The following is a 17,775-nucleotide window of genomic DNA, read 5'->3' as shown; positions in this document are numbered from 1 at the left end:
GCCACCGTGCAAATCCAAAACCGCTTTCTCCACGTGACACCCACCACACACCCCCGGAACCACGCCGACCGCCCCTACGAAGAGGCAGGCTCGCCATCAGTCCTTGGCTCAACCGAGCCCGCACGCCGCGCGGTTCAGCTGACCGGGCGGATAGCTTTGCGCAGACGTGCGAGCTGCGTGTCGATGACGGTTCCCATCTCGGTGGTCTCTGCCCGTCGGATCCCACGTTCTACAGCCAGCGACTTCCACCCTTCGACCGCGCTCACGACCTCATTGAGCACAGACACAGCAGTCGGCTTCGTCAGATGGCAGAGAGAGGCAAATTCGAGCAGCGCCTCCGCCTCGATCTCCGCGGACACAACGCCATTGATCGCGGTCTGCCGTTCGACCGCGGACTCCGGTTCCGGGTTGATGTCGAAAGCCGGGCTCAGCTGCCATCCCGCCTCCGCCCGTATGAAGCCATGGTTACGCAAATGATCATCCGTATTGTGCAATGCAACTGAGAATGCCACTCGGCGATACAGTTCCGCACAGTCGCTGCGCCAGCGCCGGCTGTGGTCTTCGATAGCTTCGACGATATCGAGATAGTCACCGGGCTCCCCGTCTCGACGCCCGGCTGCTGTCATCGCACTCATATATCCGATCCGACGGCCAGTCGTGCGATCGAACCTCTGCAGAAGAAGCACGGATCTCTCGTCGATGCTCAGCAACCGAGATGCAGAGGTATCGATTCCGGCCCTACGGGCAAGTTCGAGTGCCAGGCTCTCCCACGCGATGACGTTTCGATCGTCACCGGGTCGGGAGAACTTCGCAATCAGCAGTCGTCCCTCATCGTCCGCCACAGAAGCTTTGGGCCGCGCCCCTCCCAGAGACCCTGTCCCAGCGTCAAGAAGGCGCTTCACAGCCGTGCCCGACCCTTCTGCGGCACCATCAGCAGCCCGCTGCAGCTCGGGCAGGGAGAGCAGCTTAGGTACACGGCTCGTCGGGCTGAGGAAGTCCTCGTCAACAGCACGACGAAATCGCAGAGCCCCTTGACGAGTGCGATCGCTGACTCCGAGCAGGAAGTCGATGTCGGTCAGGCGGCGATCACGGACGACGCCCTCGGCGACCTGCCGCCGATGCTCCTTCGCAACGAGGTTACGGCCCCACCGGTCAGGAGAGCAGTCGGCGAAGGCTCCCGGCAGACCGGTTACGCTGAATGGGGCTGTCGACAGTGGGAGCTCCGGGTCGATGGAATAGGCCCATCGAGCTCCCGCGTACCCATCGGAGTATTTGAACGTCGTCGAGATATGCCCCCGTGCGATGTGGAAGTACGCAGTGCCGACGAATACCGTCGTTCCGCCCTGGTCCATCTCAACCCGGATCTGCTCACTCATCGACGGACCCTGTCTGGAAGCGTTTCAGCAGAGCGCAGTCTGCCGACGTCGGTGCTCAGAGGATCGAATGAGGCGGACACGTGGTCGAGCTGTCCGAGTGCCTGCATAACCGACATCACTGCGCCGATTGATACCCCTGCGTCACCACGTTCGACTTTCTGGAGCGTCGATCGAGAGATGCCGGCCCGCTCTGCGACTTCGACAGCCTTCAACGACTGCATGAGTCGCCACCGACGAATCGCGGATCCGATCTCGGTGAGGCGGCGATCCACCTGGCGAGTGACGCTCATTTTGGCCCCTTATGAGTGCAATAAACACCATATGATTCATTAACGACTAGAATACGCGTCATTAGACTACCCGGCAATGTTGATTTCGGGAAGATCGGTGGCCGGCTGCTGTCCGGTTGGACTCCACAAGATCTCTGAACGTCTGTGAGAACACCACTCTCAGTTGGCCGGCCACGAGCCGGAGAATTCACGAATGGCCTCGTCCGACTCCCATTGGGAGTCGGACGAGGCCATTTACTACCTGACGGGGGCGCAGCAACCCCGCGCCAGGTAGCCCAGCCCCCGTCAGGTAGCAACAAGCACCAGCTATCGCACACGTGCGTGAATACAGCAATGGCCCCACCCAAAACTGGATGAGGCCATCACCTTAAAAAACTATTGCGGCAGTCACTTACTCTCCCACAACCACCAAGTTGCAGTACCATCAGCGCGAATGGGCTTAGCTACCGGGATCGGAACGGTTAACCGGGCGTTTCCCCACCACTATCACCACCGCAAAACCAACAAACCACACTCACCCAAACCCAAGTTTGGGTGGTAGTGGTCCAAGAACCGCACAGCGAACGCGAACACCAAAAACTCACATAATGCGCACCCCTGACGGGCGCATTCTCTCATCACAACTAGAAAAGACTACTGACAGAAACATTCTTCGCACACACCAACCCCACTAAAGGGAAAAGTTGGTGAGTGATCGGTGTATTAGTACCAGTCAACTCCACACCTCACAGTGCTTCCATACCCGGCCTATCAACCCCATCATCTATAGGACACCTCCCCCAACAAAAGTTGGTTGGAAATCTCATCTCGGAGCCGGCTTCCCGCTTAGATGCTTTCAGCGGTTATCCATCCCGAACGTAGCCAACCAGCCATGCTCCTGGCGGAACAACTGGCACACCAGAGGTTCGTCCGTCCCGGTCCTCTCGTACTAAGGACAGACCTCCACAAATTTCCTACGCACGCAGCGGATAGGGACCGAACTGTCTCACGACGTTCTAAACCCAGCTCGCGTACCGCTTTAATGGGCGAACAGCCCAACCCTTGGGACCGACTCCAGCCCCAGGATGCGACGAGCCGACATCGAGGTGCCAAACCATGCCGTCGATATGGACTCTTGGGCAAGATCAGCCTGTTATCCCCGAGGTACCTTTTATCCGTTGAGCGACCACGCTTCCACAAGCCATGGCCGGGTCACTAGTCCCAGCTTTCGCTCCTGCTCGACACGTCCGTCTCACAGTCAAGCTCCCTTGTGCACTTACACTCGACACCTGATTGCCAACCAGGCTGAGGGAACCTTTGGGCGCCTCCGTTACTCTTTAGGAGGCAACCGCCCCAGTTAAACTACCCATCAGGCACTGTCCCTGAACCCGATCAGGGTCCGAAGTTAAGGAATCCACTATGGTCAGAGTGGTATTTCACCGATCGACTCCACCCCAACTAGCGTCAGGGCTTCAAAGTCTTCCACCTATCCTACACAAACCACACCGAATCCCAATACCAAACTATAGTGAAGGTCTCGGGGTCTTTCCGTCCTGCTGCGCGTAACGAGCATCTTTACTCGTAATGCAATTTCGCCGAGTTCGTGGTTGAGACAGCAGAGAAGTCGTTACGCCATTCGTGCAGGTCGGAACTTACCCGACAAGGAATTTCGCTACCTTAGGATGGTTATAGTTACCACCGCCGTTTACTGGGGCTTAAATTCTCCGCTTCACCCTTACGGGTTAACAGGTCCTCTTAACCTTCCAGCACCGGGCAGGCGTCAGTCCGTATACATCGACTTACATCTTCGCACGGACCTGTGTTTTTAATAAACAGTCGCTTCTCTCTGGCCTCTGCGACCACCACCAGCACATCCCCAAGCAAGTTGGGTTCACCGGGATGGTCCCCCTTCTCCCGAAGTTACGGGGGCATTTTGCCGAGTTCCTTAACCACGATTCTCTCGATCACCTTAGTATTCTCTACTCGACCACCTGTGTCGGTTATAGGGTACGGGCAACACACACCCTCACGTCGATGCTTTTCTCGGCAGCAGAGGATCACCAGATCACCCCACCAATGTGGGGCGCCCATCAGCTCTCACACACCTGTGGGGACGGATTTACCTACCCCCACGTGCTACAACCTTAGACCGTGACTACCATCGCACGGCCTGGCTACCTTTCTGCGTCACACCTCACGCTTACCGACTCCACACTCAGGTCCCCCCGCGCTCCACCCAACTCGACCGAAGTCGAAAAGGGCGAGTTTAGGGGTTAGTTTCGTGTGTTTTGGTACTGTCGGTTGTGTGTCGGTACCAGAATATCAACTGGTTGTCCATCGACTACGCCTGTCGGCCTCGCCTTAGGTCCCGACTTACCCAGGGCGGATTAGCCTAGCCCTGGAACCCTTGGTCATCCGGTGGACGGGTTTCTCACCCGTCTTTCGCTACTCATGCCTGCATTCTCACTCGAATCGCCTCCACCACTCGTTCACACGGCAGCTTCTCCGGCAACTCGACGCTCCCCTACCCAACACCACACCATTACGGTTATACGTGGTGCTGCCACAACTTCGGCGGTGTACTTAGCCCCGCTACATTATCGGCGCTCAATCACTTGACCAGTGAGCTATTACGCACTCTTTCAAGGATGGCTGCTTCTAAGCCAACCTCCTGGTTGTCTTCGCAACTGAACATCCTTTCCCACTGAGCACACGCTTAGGGGCCTTAGTTGATGGTCTGGGCTGTTTCCCTCTCGACAATGAAGCTTATCCCCCACTGTCTCACTGCCACGCTGAACCTTGACTGGCATTCGGAGTTTAGTTGACGTCAGTAACCCGGTAGGGCCCATCAGCCATCCAGTAGCTCTACCTCCAGCAAGAACCACGCAACGCTGCACCTAAATGCATTTCGGGGAGAACCAGCTATCACAGAGTTTGATTGGCCTTTCACCCCTAACCACAGGTCATCCCCTCCATTTTCAACTGAAGTGGGTGCGGGCCTCCACGCGCTCTTACACACGCTTCACCCTGCCCATGGCTAGATCACTCCGCTTCGGGTCTAGGACACGCGACTCAATCGCCCTATTCGGACTCGCTTTCGCTACGGCTACCCCACACGGGTTAACCTCGCCACGCACCGCTAACTCGCAGGCTCATTCTTCAAAAGGCACGCCATCACAGTCATCTAGATACTGCTCTGACGGATTGTAAGCACATGGTTTCAGGTACTCTTTCACTCCCCTCCCGGGGTACTTTTCACCATTCCCTCACGGTACTAATTCCGCTATCGGTCATCAGGAAGTATTTAGCCTTACCAGGTGGTCCTGGCAGATTCACACGAAATTCCACGAGTTCCGTGCTACTCGGGCGTCTACATACTGTGAACGGTTGATGTTTCGTCTACGGGACTCTCACCCACTCCGGTCCTGTTTCCCACCAGGTTCGACTACACCAACCACACTCACAGACCGGCCATGCTGGACCGGACCATGTACACCCCACAACACCGTGTACGCAACACCAGCACGCTTGACACGCACACGGTTTAGGCTCATCCAGTTTCGCTCGCCACTACTCCCGGAATCATTGTTATTTTCTCTTCCTGCGGGTACTGAGATGTTTCACTTCCCCGCGTTCCCTCCACATGCCCTATATATTCAGACACGGGTCACCACCCTCACGAGTGGCGGGGTTTCCCCATTCGGAGACCCTCGGATCAACGCCTGTTTATCGGCTCCCCGAGGCTTATCGCAGATTTCCACGTCCTTCATCGGCTCCTGATGCCAAGGCATCCACCATGCGCTCTTACACACTCACCCAACCCCCAAACAGGGCCGGCTAAATGTGCGCGAAAAATATTGTTTCATTCACCTTTACTAGATGATGACAAGAAAAATCACATTACATAAACACCACTTTCGTGGTGTTTGATGCTCGCGTCCACTATACGATTCTCAAACCACTACCAAACACCCACCACCACACACCCACACTGTGGCTGCCTGGTGGTCGGGTTGGTCCTGTTGGTTGAAACCACACCCAACCCATTGGTTGGGGTTTGTGATTCCAGGACCCAATAACGTGTTTGTCCTAGCCCATACAACAATCAACGTCGACACGGCAGTCACCGGACAACGCTGGAAGGTATGAGCGGAAGAAGTGATGTTCCACCCTTGAGCTCCCAACACCAAGCACGTACGGCCGGTCGTTGGGGTTCTGATGTGTGCTCCTTAGAAAGGAGGTGATCCAGCCGCACCTTCCGGTACGGCTACCTTGTTACGACTTAGTCCCAATCACCAGTCCCACCTTAGACGGCCCCCTCCCATAAGGGTTGGGACACCGGCTTCGGGTGTTACCGACTTTCGTGACTTGACGGGCGGTGTGTACAAGGCCCGGGAACGTATTCACCGCAGCGTTGCTGATCTGCGATTACTAGCGACTCCGACTTCACGTAGTCGAATTGCAGACTACGATCCGAACTGAGACTGGCTTTAAGGGATTCGCTTACCCTCACGGGTTCGCCTCTCTCTGTACCAGCCATTGTAGCATGCGTGAAGCCCAAGACATAAAGGGCATGATGATTTGACGTCATCCCCACCTTCCTCCGAGTTGACCCCGGCAGTCTCCTATGAGTTCCCACCATCACGTGCTGGCAACATAGAACGAGGGTTGCGCTCGTTGCGGGACTTAACCCAACATCTCACGACACGAGCTGACGACAACCATGCACCACCTGTACACCAGCTCCAAAGAGAAGAACTGTTTCCAGAACGGTCCAGTGTATGTCAAGCCTTGGTAAGGTTCTTCGCGTTGCATCGAATTAATCCGCATGCTCCGCCGCTTGTGCGGGCCCCCGTCAATTCCTTTGAGTTTTAGCCTTGCGACCGTACTCCCCAGGCGGGGCACTTAATGCGTTAGCTACGGCGCGGAGAACGTGGAATGTCCCCCACACCTAGTGCCCAACGTTTACGGCATGGACTACCAGGGTATCTAATCCTGTTCGCTCCCCATGCTTTCGCTCCTCAGTGTCAGTTACAGCCCAGAGTCCCGCCTTCGCCACCGGTGTTCCTCCTGATATCTGCGCATTTCACCGCTACACCAGGAATTCCAGACTCCCCTACTGCACTCTAGTCAGCCCGTACCCACTGCACGCGCAACGTTAAGCGTTGCGTTTCCACAGCAGACGTGACCAACCACCTACGAGCTCTTTACGCCCAATAATTCCGGACAACGCTCGTACCCTACGTATTACCGCGGCTGCTGGCACGTAGTTAGCCGGTACTTCTTCTGCAGGTACCGTCACTTTCGCTTCTTCCCTGCTGAAAGCGGTTTACAACCCGAAGGCCGTCATCCCGCACGCTGCGTCGCTGCATCAGGGTTTCCCCCATTGTGCAATATTCCCCACTGCTGCCTCCCGTAGGAGTCTGGGCCGTGTCTCAGTCCCAGTGTGGCCGGTCGCCCTCTCAGGCCGGCTACCCGTCGTCGCCTTGGTAGGCCATTACCCCACCAACAAGCTGATAGGCCGCGAGCCCATCCCCGATCGAAAAACTTTCCACCAACCCTCATGCGAGGATTGGTCGTATCCGGTATTAGACCCAGTTTCCCAGGCTTATCCCGAAATCAGGGGCAGGTTACTCACGTGTTACTCACCCGTTCGCCACTCATCCACCAACAGCAAGCTGTCGGCTTCAGCGTTCGACTTGCATGTGTTAAGCACGCAGCCAGCGTTCGTCCTGAGCCAGGATCAAACTCTCCATAAAAAACTTTATGTTACGAATGAATCCCAGCAAGACAGCCAACCCCTCACGGGGTGAGAAGGTTGACCACAAAATAACTGACCAAACACACAGCCACCCAATGTGATGCGGGAGGTTCGGCGAAGAACCACCCACCACGGGGTGAACCAATGTTTGGCCAGGTAATTGTCTCACCAGAAAATAAAAATGTTCTGGCATCACAACTTGTTCAAACAAACACGCTATTGGATTCTCAAACCACAAACACACACCCATCACCACCACCCGAAAAACGAGCGTGTTCACTGGGGGTATCAGTTTCATTCTGTGTCACCCACCCGGTGTACTGAACCCTCGGATCAAACCGTGTTTGTCCTGGTCAGACCCGGTGGAAACAATGTCTCAGTGACCGTGTTTCCGGCGGGGCAACGAGATATAACTCTAGACCACCCCATCCGCGACGTGCAAATCCAAAACCGACTTTCTCCACGTGACACCCACCACACAACCCCGGAACCGCATCAACAGCCCCACCAATGCGGGGTGCTAGCGTCCTGAGTATGAGCATGGAACCCACAGACACATCCACATCGCTGACAAGCACCCCGGCCCCGATCGCCGTCGTCGCCGGAGCATCGGGGTTCATCGGCGGAGAGCTGCTCGATGCGCTCAGCGCTTGGGGGGTACGCGACGCGGACGATCGGCCGCTCCCCTGCCGCCGCCGACGCCACCTGGGACCGTCCCGACCGAATCGCCGAACTCATCGACGGTGCCGACCTGCTCATCAACCTCGCCGGCCGGAGCGTCGGATGTCGGTACACGGATGCCAATCGACAGGTCATCTGGGACTCCCGAGTCGATACGACCCGCGCTCTCAATACCGCGGTGGCAGCCGCCTCGGTGCCGCCGCGTCTGTGGATCAACTCGAGCACGGCCACCATCTACCGTCATGCGATGGACCGACCGCAGACCGAGGAGGACGGCGACATCGGCGAAGGGTTCTCGGTCGACATCGCCAAAGCCTGGGAGAAGGAGTTCTTCGCCGGGGACCTGCCCGCGACCAGACGAGTCGCGCTGCGGATGGCGATCGTGCTCGGTGACGGAGCTGCGTTGAACATGTTGGCCACCGCGGCCAGACTCGGCGCGGGAGGAGCTCAGCATGAAGGGCGCTGGTTCCCGCACCGACGCTATCGCGGGATCGGCCCGGCGGCTTCCGGGCCGACCGTCTGGCGAGGACACCCGCCGACTCATGGGCGGCAGCGTTTCAGCTGGGTCCATATCGACGACGTGCTCCGGGCAATCCGGTTCATCGACGAACATGAGAAGCTCAGTGGTCCGATCAACGTCTCGAACCCACAGGTCGCGGACAATCGCTCACTGATGAAAGCGCTGCGCAAGGCAGTGCGTATGCCCGTTGGCATTCCTGCTCCCAGGTGGCTGCTCGAGATCGGGATGGTCGTCCTGCGTCAGGAGTCGGAACTCGTGCTCAAGAGTCGGTGGGTACTGCCGGCACGACTCGAAGCGGCCGGGTTCAACTTCAGGTGGACCGACATCGAGGCGGCGACGAAGCACCTGCTGCGCTGAAGTGTCGGTACGGCACTCCCCCGTCTCCGGGGAATGCCTCCCCGGTTTCCGGGGAACGGCAGGATCACATGTTCAGCCGACGGCCGCCTCGGCGGGGATTCCCTGCTCGACGCAGTCAGCGCAATAGGGCTGCAGACCCTTGTCCGTGCAATCGGCGCACCGCAGGTACTGTCTGCGGCACTCGAGGTTCGCACAGTTGACGAACTCCGGCGTCTTCCTGTCGCAGGACACGCAATGCCCGATGGATTCGACGTTGTCACCGAACTCGACGTGCATGCGCTTGTCGAAGACGTACAGCGAACCGTCCCAGTAGCCCGAGCTGCCGAAGGTCTCGCCGTAGCGGACGATGCCGCCGTCGAGCTGATAGACCTCTTCGAACCCGCGGTTCTTCATGAGCACGGACAGGACCTCGCAGCGGATTCCGCCGGTGCAGTAGGTGACGACGGGTTTGTCCTTGAGGTCGTCGTATTTGCCGGATTCGATCTCGGCGATGAAGTCACGCGTGGTGTCGGTGTCGGGAACGATCGCGTCCCGGAACTTCCCGATCTGCGCCTCCATCGCATTGCGGCCGTCGAAGAAGACGACCTCTTCGCCGCGTTCGTCGAGGAGCTTGTGCAGGGCTCCGGGCTTGAGATGCTGGCCGCCGCCTTGGACTCCGTCTTCGGTCACCGTGATCTCATCAGGAGTGCCGAAGGTGACGAGTTCCTCGCGGACCTTCACGCTCAGTCGCGGGAAGTCATCGCCCTGACCGTTCGACCATCTGATGTCCGCGCCTTTGAACGGGGCGTAGGACTTCGTTGCCCGCACGTACTGCTTCACCTCGAAAATGTCCCCGCCGACTGTGACGTTGATCCCGTCCTTCGACACGATGATCCGCCCCTTGAGCCCGAGACTCTCGGCCAGGGTGTGCTGCCACAGCTTGACCGCTTCGGGGTCGGGCAGCGGGGTGAAGACGTAGAACAGGACGATCTTGGGAGTTGCCATGGCTCCCATTCTAAGTGGGGTGCGACCGTCCGATTCCCAGCGGGGAACGGTCCCTACCCGCGCCGAGGCGGTCCGTCCGTGGACGCGCTTCGCCCCCGCGGTGAGGACACGGCTAAGATTGGCCGTGAGTGCCGTGTCGTATGAAAGGGCCCCGAAGAGGACATGACGTCTAACCTCAGCTCTGCGGATTCCACGCAGGTCGATTCCCCGCAGAATGCATCGAAGAAGGTCAAGGAGACGGTCGAGTTCGCAGCGGCGAACCCCGACGTCGAGCAGCCTTTCGCCGATCTCGGTCTCACAGCCGACGAATACGAGAAGATCAAGGCGATCCTCGGACGTCGCCCCACCTCGGCGGAATTGGCCATGTATTCGGTGATGTGGTCCGAGCACTGCTCGTACAAGTCCTCGAAGGTCCACCTGTCGAAGTTCGGTGACAAGGTCACCGAGGACATGAAGAAGCACCTGCTCGTGGGCATCGGCGAGAACGCCGGCGTCGTCGACATCGGGAACGGCTGGGCGGTGACCTTCAAAGTCGAATCGCACAACCACCCCAGCTACGTCGAACCCCACCAGGGTGCGGCCACCGGAGTCGGCGGCATCGTCCGCGACATCATCTCCATGGGTGCGCGCCCGGTCGCTGTGATGGATCAGCTGCGGTTCGGAGCCATCGACCATCCGGACACCGCCCGTGTCGTCCACGGCGTGGTCGCCGGCATCAGCAACTACGGCAATTCCCTGGGCCTGCCGAACATCGGCGGCGAGACCGTCTTCGATTCCGTCTATCAGGGAAATCCGCTGGTCAACGCCCTGGCTGTGGGTGTCATGCGGCATGAGGACATCCGTTTGGCCAACGCGTCGGGACTGGGCAACAAGGTCGTGCTCTTCGGTGCGCGCACCGGTGGCGACGGCATCGGCGGTGCTTCGATCCTCGCTTCCGAGTCCTTCGACGATTCGAAGCCCTCGAAGCGCCCCGCTGTGCAGGTCGGCGACCCCTTCGCCGAGAAGGTGCTCATCGAATGCTGCCTCGAGCTCTTCCACGCCGGTGTCGTCGAAGGCATCCAGGACCTCGGCGCTGCGGGCATCTCCTGTGCGACCTCGGAACTGGCGTCCAACGGCGACGGCGGAATGCACATCGCGCTCGACGATGTGCTGCTGCGCGATGAGACCCTCACCCCTGAGGAGATCCTCATGTCGGAGTCGCAGGAGCGGATGATGGCCGTCGTCCGTCCCGACCGCCTCGACGAATTCTTGCGCATCGTCGGCAAGTGGGAGGTCGAGACCTCTGTGCTCGGCGAGGTCACGGATTCCGATCGTCTCGTCATCGAATGGCACGGCGACGTCATCGTCGATGTGCCCCCGCGCTCGGTCGCCCACGACGGACCCGTCTACAACCGTCCGTTCACCGAACCGTCATGGACCGCCGAGGTGGCTGCGAACACCGTTGAGGCCGCTGGTTTGGCGAAGCCCCAGTCCGATGATGAGCTGCGGTCGACGATGCTCGAGCTCGCGGGGTCGCCGAACCTCGCCTCGAAGTCGTGGATCACCTCGCAGTACGACAAGTACGTCCAGGGCAATACCGCACTGGCCTACCCGGATGATGCCGGTGTCGTCCGCGTCGACGAGGAGTCCGGTCTCGGCGTGGCCATCGCCACCGATGCCAACGGCCGCTACAGCTTCCTCGACCCGGCGCGCGGTGCCCAGCTGGCTCTGGCCGAGGCCTACCGCAATGTCTCGACCTCCGGTGCCATTCCGCGTGCGGTCACCGACTGCCTGAACTTCGGATCCCCCGAGGATCCGGAGATCATGTGGCAGTTCGCGCAGGCTGTTGAAGGCCTCGCCGGCGCCTGCCAGGACATGGGAATCCCGGTCACCGGCGGCAACGTGTCCCTGTACAACCAGACCGGCGGAGTGGCCATCCACCCGACTCCAGTCGTCGGTGTGCTCGGTGTCTTCGATGATGTCACCCGCGCCACCCCGAGCGGCTGGCAGGAGCCGGGCCAGACCATCTATCTGCTCGGCACCACCGAAGCGGAGCTCGACGGTTCGGCGTGGGCCGACGTCACGGCCGACCACCTCGGCGGGGTTCCTCCGCAGTACAAGCCGGCAGCGGAGAAGGAACTCGGCGAGATCCTCATCAACTGCTCGCGCGACGGCATGATCGATGCCGCGCACGATCTGTCCGAGGGCGGGCTGTCGCAGGCCCTCGTCGAATCGTCGCTGCGCTATGGCACGGGCGCCCGGATCTGGCTCGATGAGGTCTGCGAGCGTGACGGCGTCGACGTGTTCACGGCACTGTTCTCCGAGTCGACTGCGCGCGCGATCGTTGCCGTGCCGCGGTCGGAAGAGGTCCGTTTCAAGGACATGTGCACGGCCCGGCGGTTCCCGTTCGTGCGCATCGGCATGACCGATGCCGGCGACGGAGCTCCCGCGCTCGAAGTCGTCGACCACTTCTCGATCGGTCTCGACGAACTCGGCCGGGCCCACGAGGGAACGCTGGCTGATCGCTTCGGCGGCAGCGTCGCGGCGGTGACCGAAACCGCGGTCTGAGCCACGACTGGCGAAGACTGACGCCGAGACGGCCTCTCGGCCTCGACATGACCAGCTGCGGTTGGTCCTTTCGAGGCCGAGGGGCCGTTTCGGTGTCGCCCTGAGTCCGGACTGTCCGGCCAGGTGTGACGGTCACGAAGGTGGGTCGGTAGGTTCCTCATCTGCGCGATTGCTGCGGCGCAACCGATCGCGCAGCGGTCCGACTATTCCCCAGGCGAGAGCGGTGAAGGCGGCGACGATCGACCAATAGATTAGCCAGAAGGAATCAGCCAAGCCCGCGATCGCGATTCCGATGGCCAGCAATGCGATGGTGATCGCCAAGGCGGTCAGGCAGCGCAGCCAGTATCCGAGACTGGTTCGGGTCGGTACGGCAGGCAGTTCCGCTTCGTTGAGATCCGTATGGCGACGGGCGAATCGGCGGTCGACGCGGGCGATGGCCTCCGGACCGAAGACGACGGAGAAGCCGACGTAGAACGCAGCCATTCCGTGGCTGAAGTCCGATGCCGCTCCCCGATTGAGATCGATGTAAGTCAGGACGATGATGACGATGTCGATGAACGGGGTGGATACGAGGAGAACCGTCGAAACCGTTCTCCAGTGCAGCAGATACCTCGCGCATACTCCGGCGAGCAGAAAGATCCAGAACAGTACTTCACCGGCGATGATGAACAACAGCATCAGGTTCCTCGCTCAATCGCGTGGGTTTGTCGTGTCTTTCGTTCGAAGCTAGTGGTGTGGATATGACTGCTGGCCTGATCCTGGAGGCCACTGATTTGGGTAGGACTGGGACAAGTGGGCCGTTTGCGGATTGGACTGCGATGCGTAGTCCGGGTGAGGGATTGGAGCCGGCCGGCTCGGCAATGGAACCGTTCCCCCGCGCATTCGACCGAGCAGATGACACAGCCCGAGAACACCGAAAACAACTACCAGCCACACTGCTTGCACGATGACTGTGACCATGGCTCCCCCGGTCAATTGTTCGGCCAGCATGAGGTCGAAGATCGCTTTGCCGCTGTATAGCAACACAGCGATGGCAACGGCGGTGACGAGGATCCACCATCGGCGGTTGCGGGCGATGTTCCACCCACAGAAGACTGCGGACAGATAGAGTCCGCTCACGACACTTTGAATGACCGTCTCGGGCACCACCGAATCTGCTGACCCTATTCCGCTCACGCCCACCACAATCGACATGATCGGGCTGAGGATCAGCAGGGTGAGGCAGCCGAGCACGAAGATTGCGGCACCTATTGCCCTGCGCACCCACGTCGTGTTCTTCACCAGCACGATGGCGATCGCGCCGAGGGCCAGACGCAGGCCACCGGCCACGATCGCTCCGAAGGTGAAGAAGATCGCGGTGTCCCGTCCCCCGTTGAAGCTGATCGGGGCCAGCACCATTGCCGGGAGCGCCCCGACGATGAGTGCCGCCCAGAACAGTGACCGCGCGAGCCATCCGGGGTGGTGGGAGCCTGCCGTATTCGATATGCCAGACGCACCCGGCGTGGCCTGCGTATCGAATGGTGCCGGAGGATGCGGTGGCACCGGCGGATATGAATACGGATCTGATCCGTAAGGATCCGCCGCCTGTGAAGTCGGCCGGTTCGGACTCGACCAGCGCTGTCCGTTCTGCCCATAGCTCATGATTCCAGCCTACTGACCCGCGGCTATTCACGCGTCCGGGTAGCCGGGAAGATAACCGGGACGCGTGTTGACCGGTCGGACAGGCATGTTGCGGTGAAAGCTCGCTGAGTTTGCTCGGTCGATGGGTACAGTCGCCCCTCTGATCCGGTCCAACAGGTGGAAGACACGGAATCAGCCCACCACGAGTATCAGTGATACAGCAACCACCACGGCCGTCATCAGCAGAGGAGATGCGCCGAACGACGTCATCGCAAAGAAGACCAGCTGCTGAACCACACCGACAATGCCGGACCAGGCGAACGAAAGCAGCAGAATCCGCCACCGGCGCATGCGGACGATGTTCCACGCCAGATAAGTCACGCCGAAGAACAGAGTCAGGCCCGCAGGCACGCGGATGAAATCCGGCAGGATTGACATCGTCTGCTGCGACTCTGCTGGGGCGAAGGGCGGCGACAGAATCGGCACGACAACCAAAGGAACGCACCAGACGGCGTCGAACCGGGTCACAGCAGAAGCTCGTCGTAACCGCCGCTTGGCCCGCCCGCGACGTGACCGAAGATGACGCCGACCGCACATGCACGACTGCGAATGTGATTGCCTGAAGGAGAACGATGAGGCCTCAGCCATTCCACGGCCAGGGACTCAGCAGCGCAGCGGAACGACACCACAGTCAAGGAAGAGGAGCCACCCATGGCAACGATTCGCACATCCCACGCGGGATCCTTACCCCGCACTCCCGAACTCATCGAGGCCAACAAGGTCAAGCAGGCGCAGAACACCGCTCGCCTGGCCGGTGAGTCCGTGTCGCAGGAACAGGAGCAGGAATTCGACGAGCTCCTCGCCGCCAGCGTCACCGACCTCGTCAAGCGCCAGAAGAACCTGGGTATCTCACTGCCCAACGACGGCGAGTACGGTCATGCCATGGCCGCCGACTTCGACTACGGCGCATGGTGGCACTACTCGTTCGCGCGCACCGGCGGGCTCGAGCTCCACGACATCGACCTCTGGGAGATCCCGGCGAACCGTTCGACTCCGGGCAACATCGTGCTCACGAGCATGCCCGACCGTCGCGATCGCAACCTCTTCCCGAACGTCTACACGGACCCGAAGGCCGGAACCGACACCGGAACCCAGCCGCAGTTCCCGAAGGCCACCGGCCCGATCAGCTACATCGGTCAGGACCAGGTCAACCGTGATATCGCGAACCTCAAAGCAGGTCTCGCCGCCGCCGGGTACGACGAGCGTGCAGGCTACATCAATGCGCTCTCCCCCGGTTCGGCCTCCCGCATCGCCAACGAGTACTACTCAAGCGATGAGGAATTCATCTGGGCGTGGGCCGATGTGCTGCGGGAGGAATATCTCGCCATCACCGAGGCGGGGCTGACCGTCCAGATCGACGATCCGTCCCTGGCGGAGAACTTCGACCAGATCAACCCGGAACCGTCCTTCGATGACTACCGCTCGTTCATCCAGGTCCGCATCGATGCGCTCAATCATGCGCTGCGCGGAATCGACCCGGCGCAGGTGCGCGTGCACACTTGTTGGGGTTCCTGGCACGGACCGCACGTCACCGACCTGCCGTTCATCGAGATCGTCGACCAGGTGCTCTCGATCAATGCCGCCGGCATCACGTTCGAAGCCGCGAACGTCCGCCACGAACACGAATGGCGGATCTGGGAAGAGAAGAAGCTGCCCGAGGGCAAGTACATCATCCCGGGAATCGTCTCCCACTCGACGAATGTCGTCGAGCATCCCGAACTCGTCGCCGAACGCATCGGCCGGTTCGCTGGTCTCGTCGGACCCGAGAACGTCGTCGCCTCCACCGACTGCGGTCTGGGCGGCCGCGTCCACCCGGACATCGCCGTCGCGAAGCTGCAGTCCCTGACCGAAGGTGCGGAGATCGCTTCGAAGCGCTTCTGACTCCGTACTGCGGAAACAGCAGTAACAGCAGAAACACCAGTCCCCTCCGCTCGGCTCACATGCCGAACGGAGGGGACTTCTGTATTACGCCCCGGAGCCGAGCTCCTCGTCGAAGCAGTCGCTCAAGGTGGGGTGGGCGAACTGGTATCCGGTTTCCTGCAGCTTCTCCGGCACCACGCGCTGGTCCGCCAGAGCCAGCTCCTTCGCCCCATCACGACCGAGCATGATCTCGGTGATGAAACCGGGCGTCGGGATCCACGCGGGCCTGCGCAGGTGAGCGGCGAGCGCCTCGGCGAATTCCGCCTGCGTGACAAGCTCCGGCGCAACAGCGTTGACCGGTCCGCGCACATAGTCATAGAGGACCGCGTGCACATATGACCGCGCCACATCGTCAAGCGAGATCCACGCCAGTGCCTGCTCCCCGCTGCCCAATCGACCGCCCGCACCGGCAAGGAACAGCGGCGCCTGCAGTTTGAGCAGACCGCCCAAGGAGCTGAGCACGACTCCGGTTCGGATCGACACACGTCTGATCCCGGCATCCTCGACGCCGGCCGCCGTCTCTTCCCACTTCTGGCATACCTCGGCGAGGAATCCGTCGCCGGCCGGTCCGGTTTCGTCGACTGGTTCGTCCGCCTTCGACCCGTAATAGCCGACCGCGGAAGCGCAGACGAAGACCGACGGACGCTTCGCCTCGGGCAGACCGCGCATCGTCTCGACGAGCAGCCTCGTCGAGTCGATTCGAGACGACCAGATCTCCTCCTTCGCGTGTTTGGTGAACCGCGTGGCGATGGATCGCCCACCGAGGTGAACCACCGCATCCGCCCACGCGAGATCGCGTGGATTGAGGATTCCCAGGTCCGGATTCCAGTGCGCCTCGTAGGGGAACTTCGGGGTTTCGCGCACAAGAAGTCGCACGAAGTGTCCGGCGGTGGAGAACAGGGCGGCGACCTGGCGTCCGATCATTCCGCTGCCGCCGGCAATGAGGATGTGTTTGCCCTTCTTCCGCCTCAGCAGGGGCGCATTCGTGGATTCGAGGAAGTCGATATCCATGAGCATCCGCTTGCGGCGGGCGTCGAAGGTGGCTTCAAGGTAGTGGGTGAGGCCCCGATCGATGACGTCGAAGCCCTGCGGAGCCATGGAGAATTCGATGTGGTCGTCGATCTTCGTCCCGCCGGCGACCGAGGTGAACTCGTGCGTGTGCTTCCACTGGCTCAGCGGTCCCTTCTTCAGCTCATCGACGAAGGAGAACCGCGACGGCCCCTCCGAATGCACCGAACTGAACGGCCGCCGCACAAGGCCGTAAGTGCCGGGAACGCTCGTCTTCACCTGCGCCACCGAGCCCGGCGCGATCGGAGGATAGCTCTCCTCGACGATCTCCTGCGCCCAGTGAGGTGAGAGGCGGGTCAGCGCTCCCGGCCGAGCATGCCAGTCGAATGTGGTCTCCGCACCGAGCGGAACTTCAGATGTCGACTCAAAGATGGTCATGGCATCCCTCCTACCTCGAATGATGCCACCGGTTTCTGAGAATGTGACCCGCAACTCACCTAAGTCCAAGTGAATTGTTCTCGCCGAGGCGGCTCACCCTCCGAGCCGACCCGCCGGAGTCGCCCGGCGGAGTCCGAAACCTGCTTTCGCAGGCTCGAAGTGTGAGCGCAGTGATCTCGATCAGTGCGCCCACACTGCGAACCCGCGGGTGCAGCCCGACCCGCCGCAAGTGCG

9 protein-coding genes, 3 rRNA genes and 1 pseudogene are annotated in these 17,775 nt (G+C 60.4%); 3 read left to right on the top strand and 10 right to left on the bottom strand.

Annotated elements, in window-relative coordinates; genetic code table 11:
- Window positions 1-134 precede the first annotated feature (134 nt).
- The 5 genes from AC3CD9_RS19780 to AC3CD9_RS19760 form a co-directional block, all read right to left on the bottom strand.
- Window positions 135-1,376 (bottom strand): type II toxin-antitoxin system HipA family toxin, encoded by a 1,242-nt coding sequence (locus AC3CD9_RS19780; protein ID WP_488365717.1) that lies wholly within the window; start codon window positions 1,374-1,376, stop codon window positions 135-137.
- Complete coding sequence (locus AC3CD9_RS19775) at window positions 1,373-1,666, bottom strand: helix-turn-helix domain-containing protein (protein WP_139906987.1); 294 nt, start codon at window positions 1,664-1,666, stop codon at window positions 1,373-1,375. The genes AC3CD9_RS19780 and AC3CD9_RS19775 overlap by 4 nt, the downstream gene beginning before the upstream one ends.
- 378 nt (window positions 1,667-2,044) lie before the next feature.
- Window positions 2,045-2,163, bottom strand: a 5S ribosomal RNA gene (rrf, locus tag AC3CD9_RS19770).
- Window positions 2,164-2,348: 185 nt separating this feature from the next.
- Window positions 2,349-5,463: ribosomal RNA gene (locus tag AC3CD9_RS19765) — 23S ribosomal RNA — on the bottom strand.
- 415 nt (window positions 5,464-5,878) lie between these two features.
- Window positions 5,879-7,404 (bottom strand): 16S ribosomal RNA (locus AC3CD9_RS19760).
- Together the 16S, 23S and 5S rRNA genes form the textbook arrangement of a ribosomal RNA operon.
- A 536-nt stretch (window positions 7,405-7,940) precedes the next feature.
- Between AC3CD9_RS19760 and AC3CD9_RS19755 the strand changes: the two are divergent.
- A pseudogene (locus AC3CD9_RS19755) lies at window positions 7,941-8,964 on the top strand (epimerase).
- Window positions 8,965-9,036: 72 nt separating this feature from the next.
- Here AC3CD9_RS19755 and trhO read toward each other — a convergent pair.
- Window positions 9,037-9,948: an oxygen-dependent tRNA uridine(34) hydroxylase TrhO gene (gene trhO, locus AC3CD9_RS19750; RefSeq protein ID WP_488365716.1), complete on the bottom strand. Its 912-nt coding sequence runs from the start codon at window positions 9,946-9,948 to the stop codon at window positions 9,037-9,039.
- A 162-nt stretch (window positions 9,949-10,110) separates the two neighbouring features.
- On the opposite strand from trhO, the gene purL reads away from it, so the two are divergent.
- Window positions 10,111-12,495: a phosphoribosylformylglycinamidine synthase subunit PurL gene (purL, locus tag AC3CD9_RS19745; protein ID WP_488365715.1), complete on the top strand. Its 2,385-nt coding sequence runs from the start codon at window positions 10,111-10,113 to the stop codon at window positions 12,493-12,495.
- A gap of 132 nt (window positions 12,496-12,627) precedes the next feature.
- Here the strand turns inward: purL and AC3CD9_RS19740 are convergent, their stop codons facing one another.
- From AC3CD9_RS19740 to AC3CD9_RS19730, 3 genes are all read right to left on the bottom strand, one after another.
- A complete protein-coding gene (locus AC3CD9_RS19740; protein ID WP_488365714.1) occupies window positions 12,628-13,173 on the bottom strand; it encodes a hypothetical protein in 546 nt (181 codons plus the stop codon).
- A 48-nt stretch (window positions 13,174-13,221) separates the two neighbouring features.
- Window positions 13,222-13,893 (bottom strand): hypothetical protein, encoded by a 672-nt coding sequence (locus AC3CD9_RS19735; RefSeq protein WP_488365713.1) that lies wholly within the window; start codon window positions 13,891-13,893, stop codon window positions 13,222-13,224.
- Window positions 13,894-14,307: 414 nt separating this feature from the next.
- On the bottom strand, window positions 14,308-14,643 hold the full coding sequence (locus AC3CD9_RS19730; protein WP_488365712.1) for a hypothetical protein: 336 nt from the start codon (window positions 14,641-14,643) through the stop codon (window positions 14,308-14,310).
- A gap of 183 nt (window positions 14,644-14,826) precedes the next feature.
- On the opposite strand from AC3CD9_RS19730, the gene AC3CD9_RS19725 reads away from it, so the two are divergent.
- Window positions 14,827-16,056, top strand: coding sequence for a cobalamin-independent methionine synthase II family protein (locus AC3CD9_RS19725; RefSeq protein ID WP_488365711.1), 1,230 nt, complete (start codon window positions 14,827-14,829; stop codon window positions 16,054-16,056).
- Between the two features lie 84 nt (window positions 16,057-16,140).
- Here the strand turns inward: AC3CD9_RS19725 and AC3CD9_RS19720 are convergent, their stop codons facing one another.
- The gene (locus tag AC3CD9_RS19720; protein WP_488365710.1) at window positions 16,141-17,541 is read right to left on the bottom strand and encodes a TIGR01777 family oxidoreductase; all 1,401 of its coding nucleotides are present in this window, start codon (window positions 17,539-17,541) and stop codon (window positions 16,141-16,143) included.
- Window positions 17,542-17,775: the final 234 nt, after the last annotated feature.

The sequence above is a fragment of the Brevibacterium sp. MGP-B1 genome, from assembly GCF_057766545.1.
The sequence above is the reverse complement of the archived record's forward strand: the minus strand, read 5'-3'. Positions and strand labels throughout refer to the sequence as shown.

What these genes read in the sequence shown, in the direction of transcription:
- AC3CD9_RS19720 (WP_488365710.1), bottom strand. Translation starts at nt 17,541, where the DNA reads ATGACCATCTTTGAGTCGACATCTGAAGTTCCGCTCGGTGCGGAGACC.
- AC3CD9_RS19735 (WP_488365713.1), bottom strand. Translation starts at nt 13,893, where the DNA reads ATGGTGCTGGCCCCGATCAGCTTCAACGGGGGACGGGACACCGCGATC.
- purL (WP_488365715.1), top strand. Translation starts at nt 10,111, where the DNA reads ATGACGTCTAACCTCAGCTCTGCGGATTCCACGCAGGTCGATTCCCCG.
- AC3CD9_RS19740 (WP_488365714.1), bottom strand. Translation starts at nt 13,173, where the DNA reads ATGCTGTTGTTCATCATCGCCGGTGAAGTACTGTTCTGGATCTTTCTG.
- AC3CD9_RS19725 (WP_488365711.1), top strand. Translation starts at nt 14,827, where the DNA reads ATGGCAACGATTCGCACATCCCACGCGGGATCCTTACCCCGCACTCCC.
- AC3CD9_RS19775 (WP_139906987.1), bottom strand. Translation starts at nt 1,666, where the DNA reads ATGAGCGTCACTCGCCAGGTGGATCGCCGCCTCACCGAGATCGGATCC.
- AC3CD9_RS19780 (WP_488365717.1), bottom strand. Translation starts at nt 1,376, where the DNA reads ATGAGTGAGCAGATCCGGGTTGAGATGGACCAGGGCGGAACGACGGTA.
- trhO (WP_488365716.1), bottom strand. Translation starts at nt 9,948, where the DNA reads ATGGCAACTCCCAAGATCGTCCTGTTCTACGTCTTCACCCCGCTGCCC.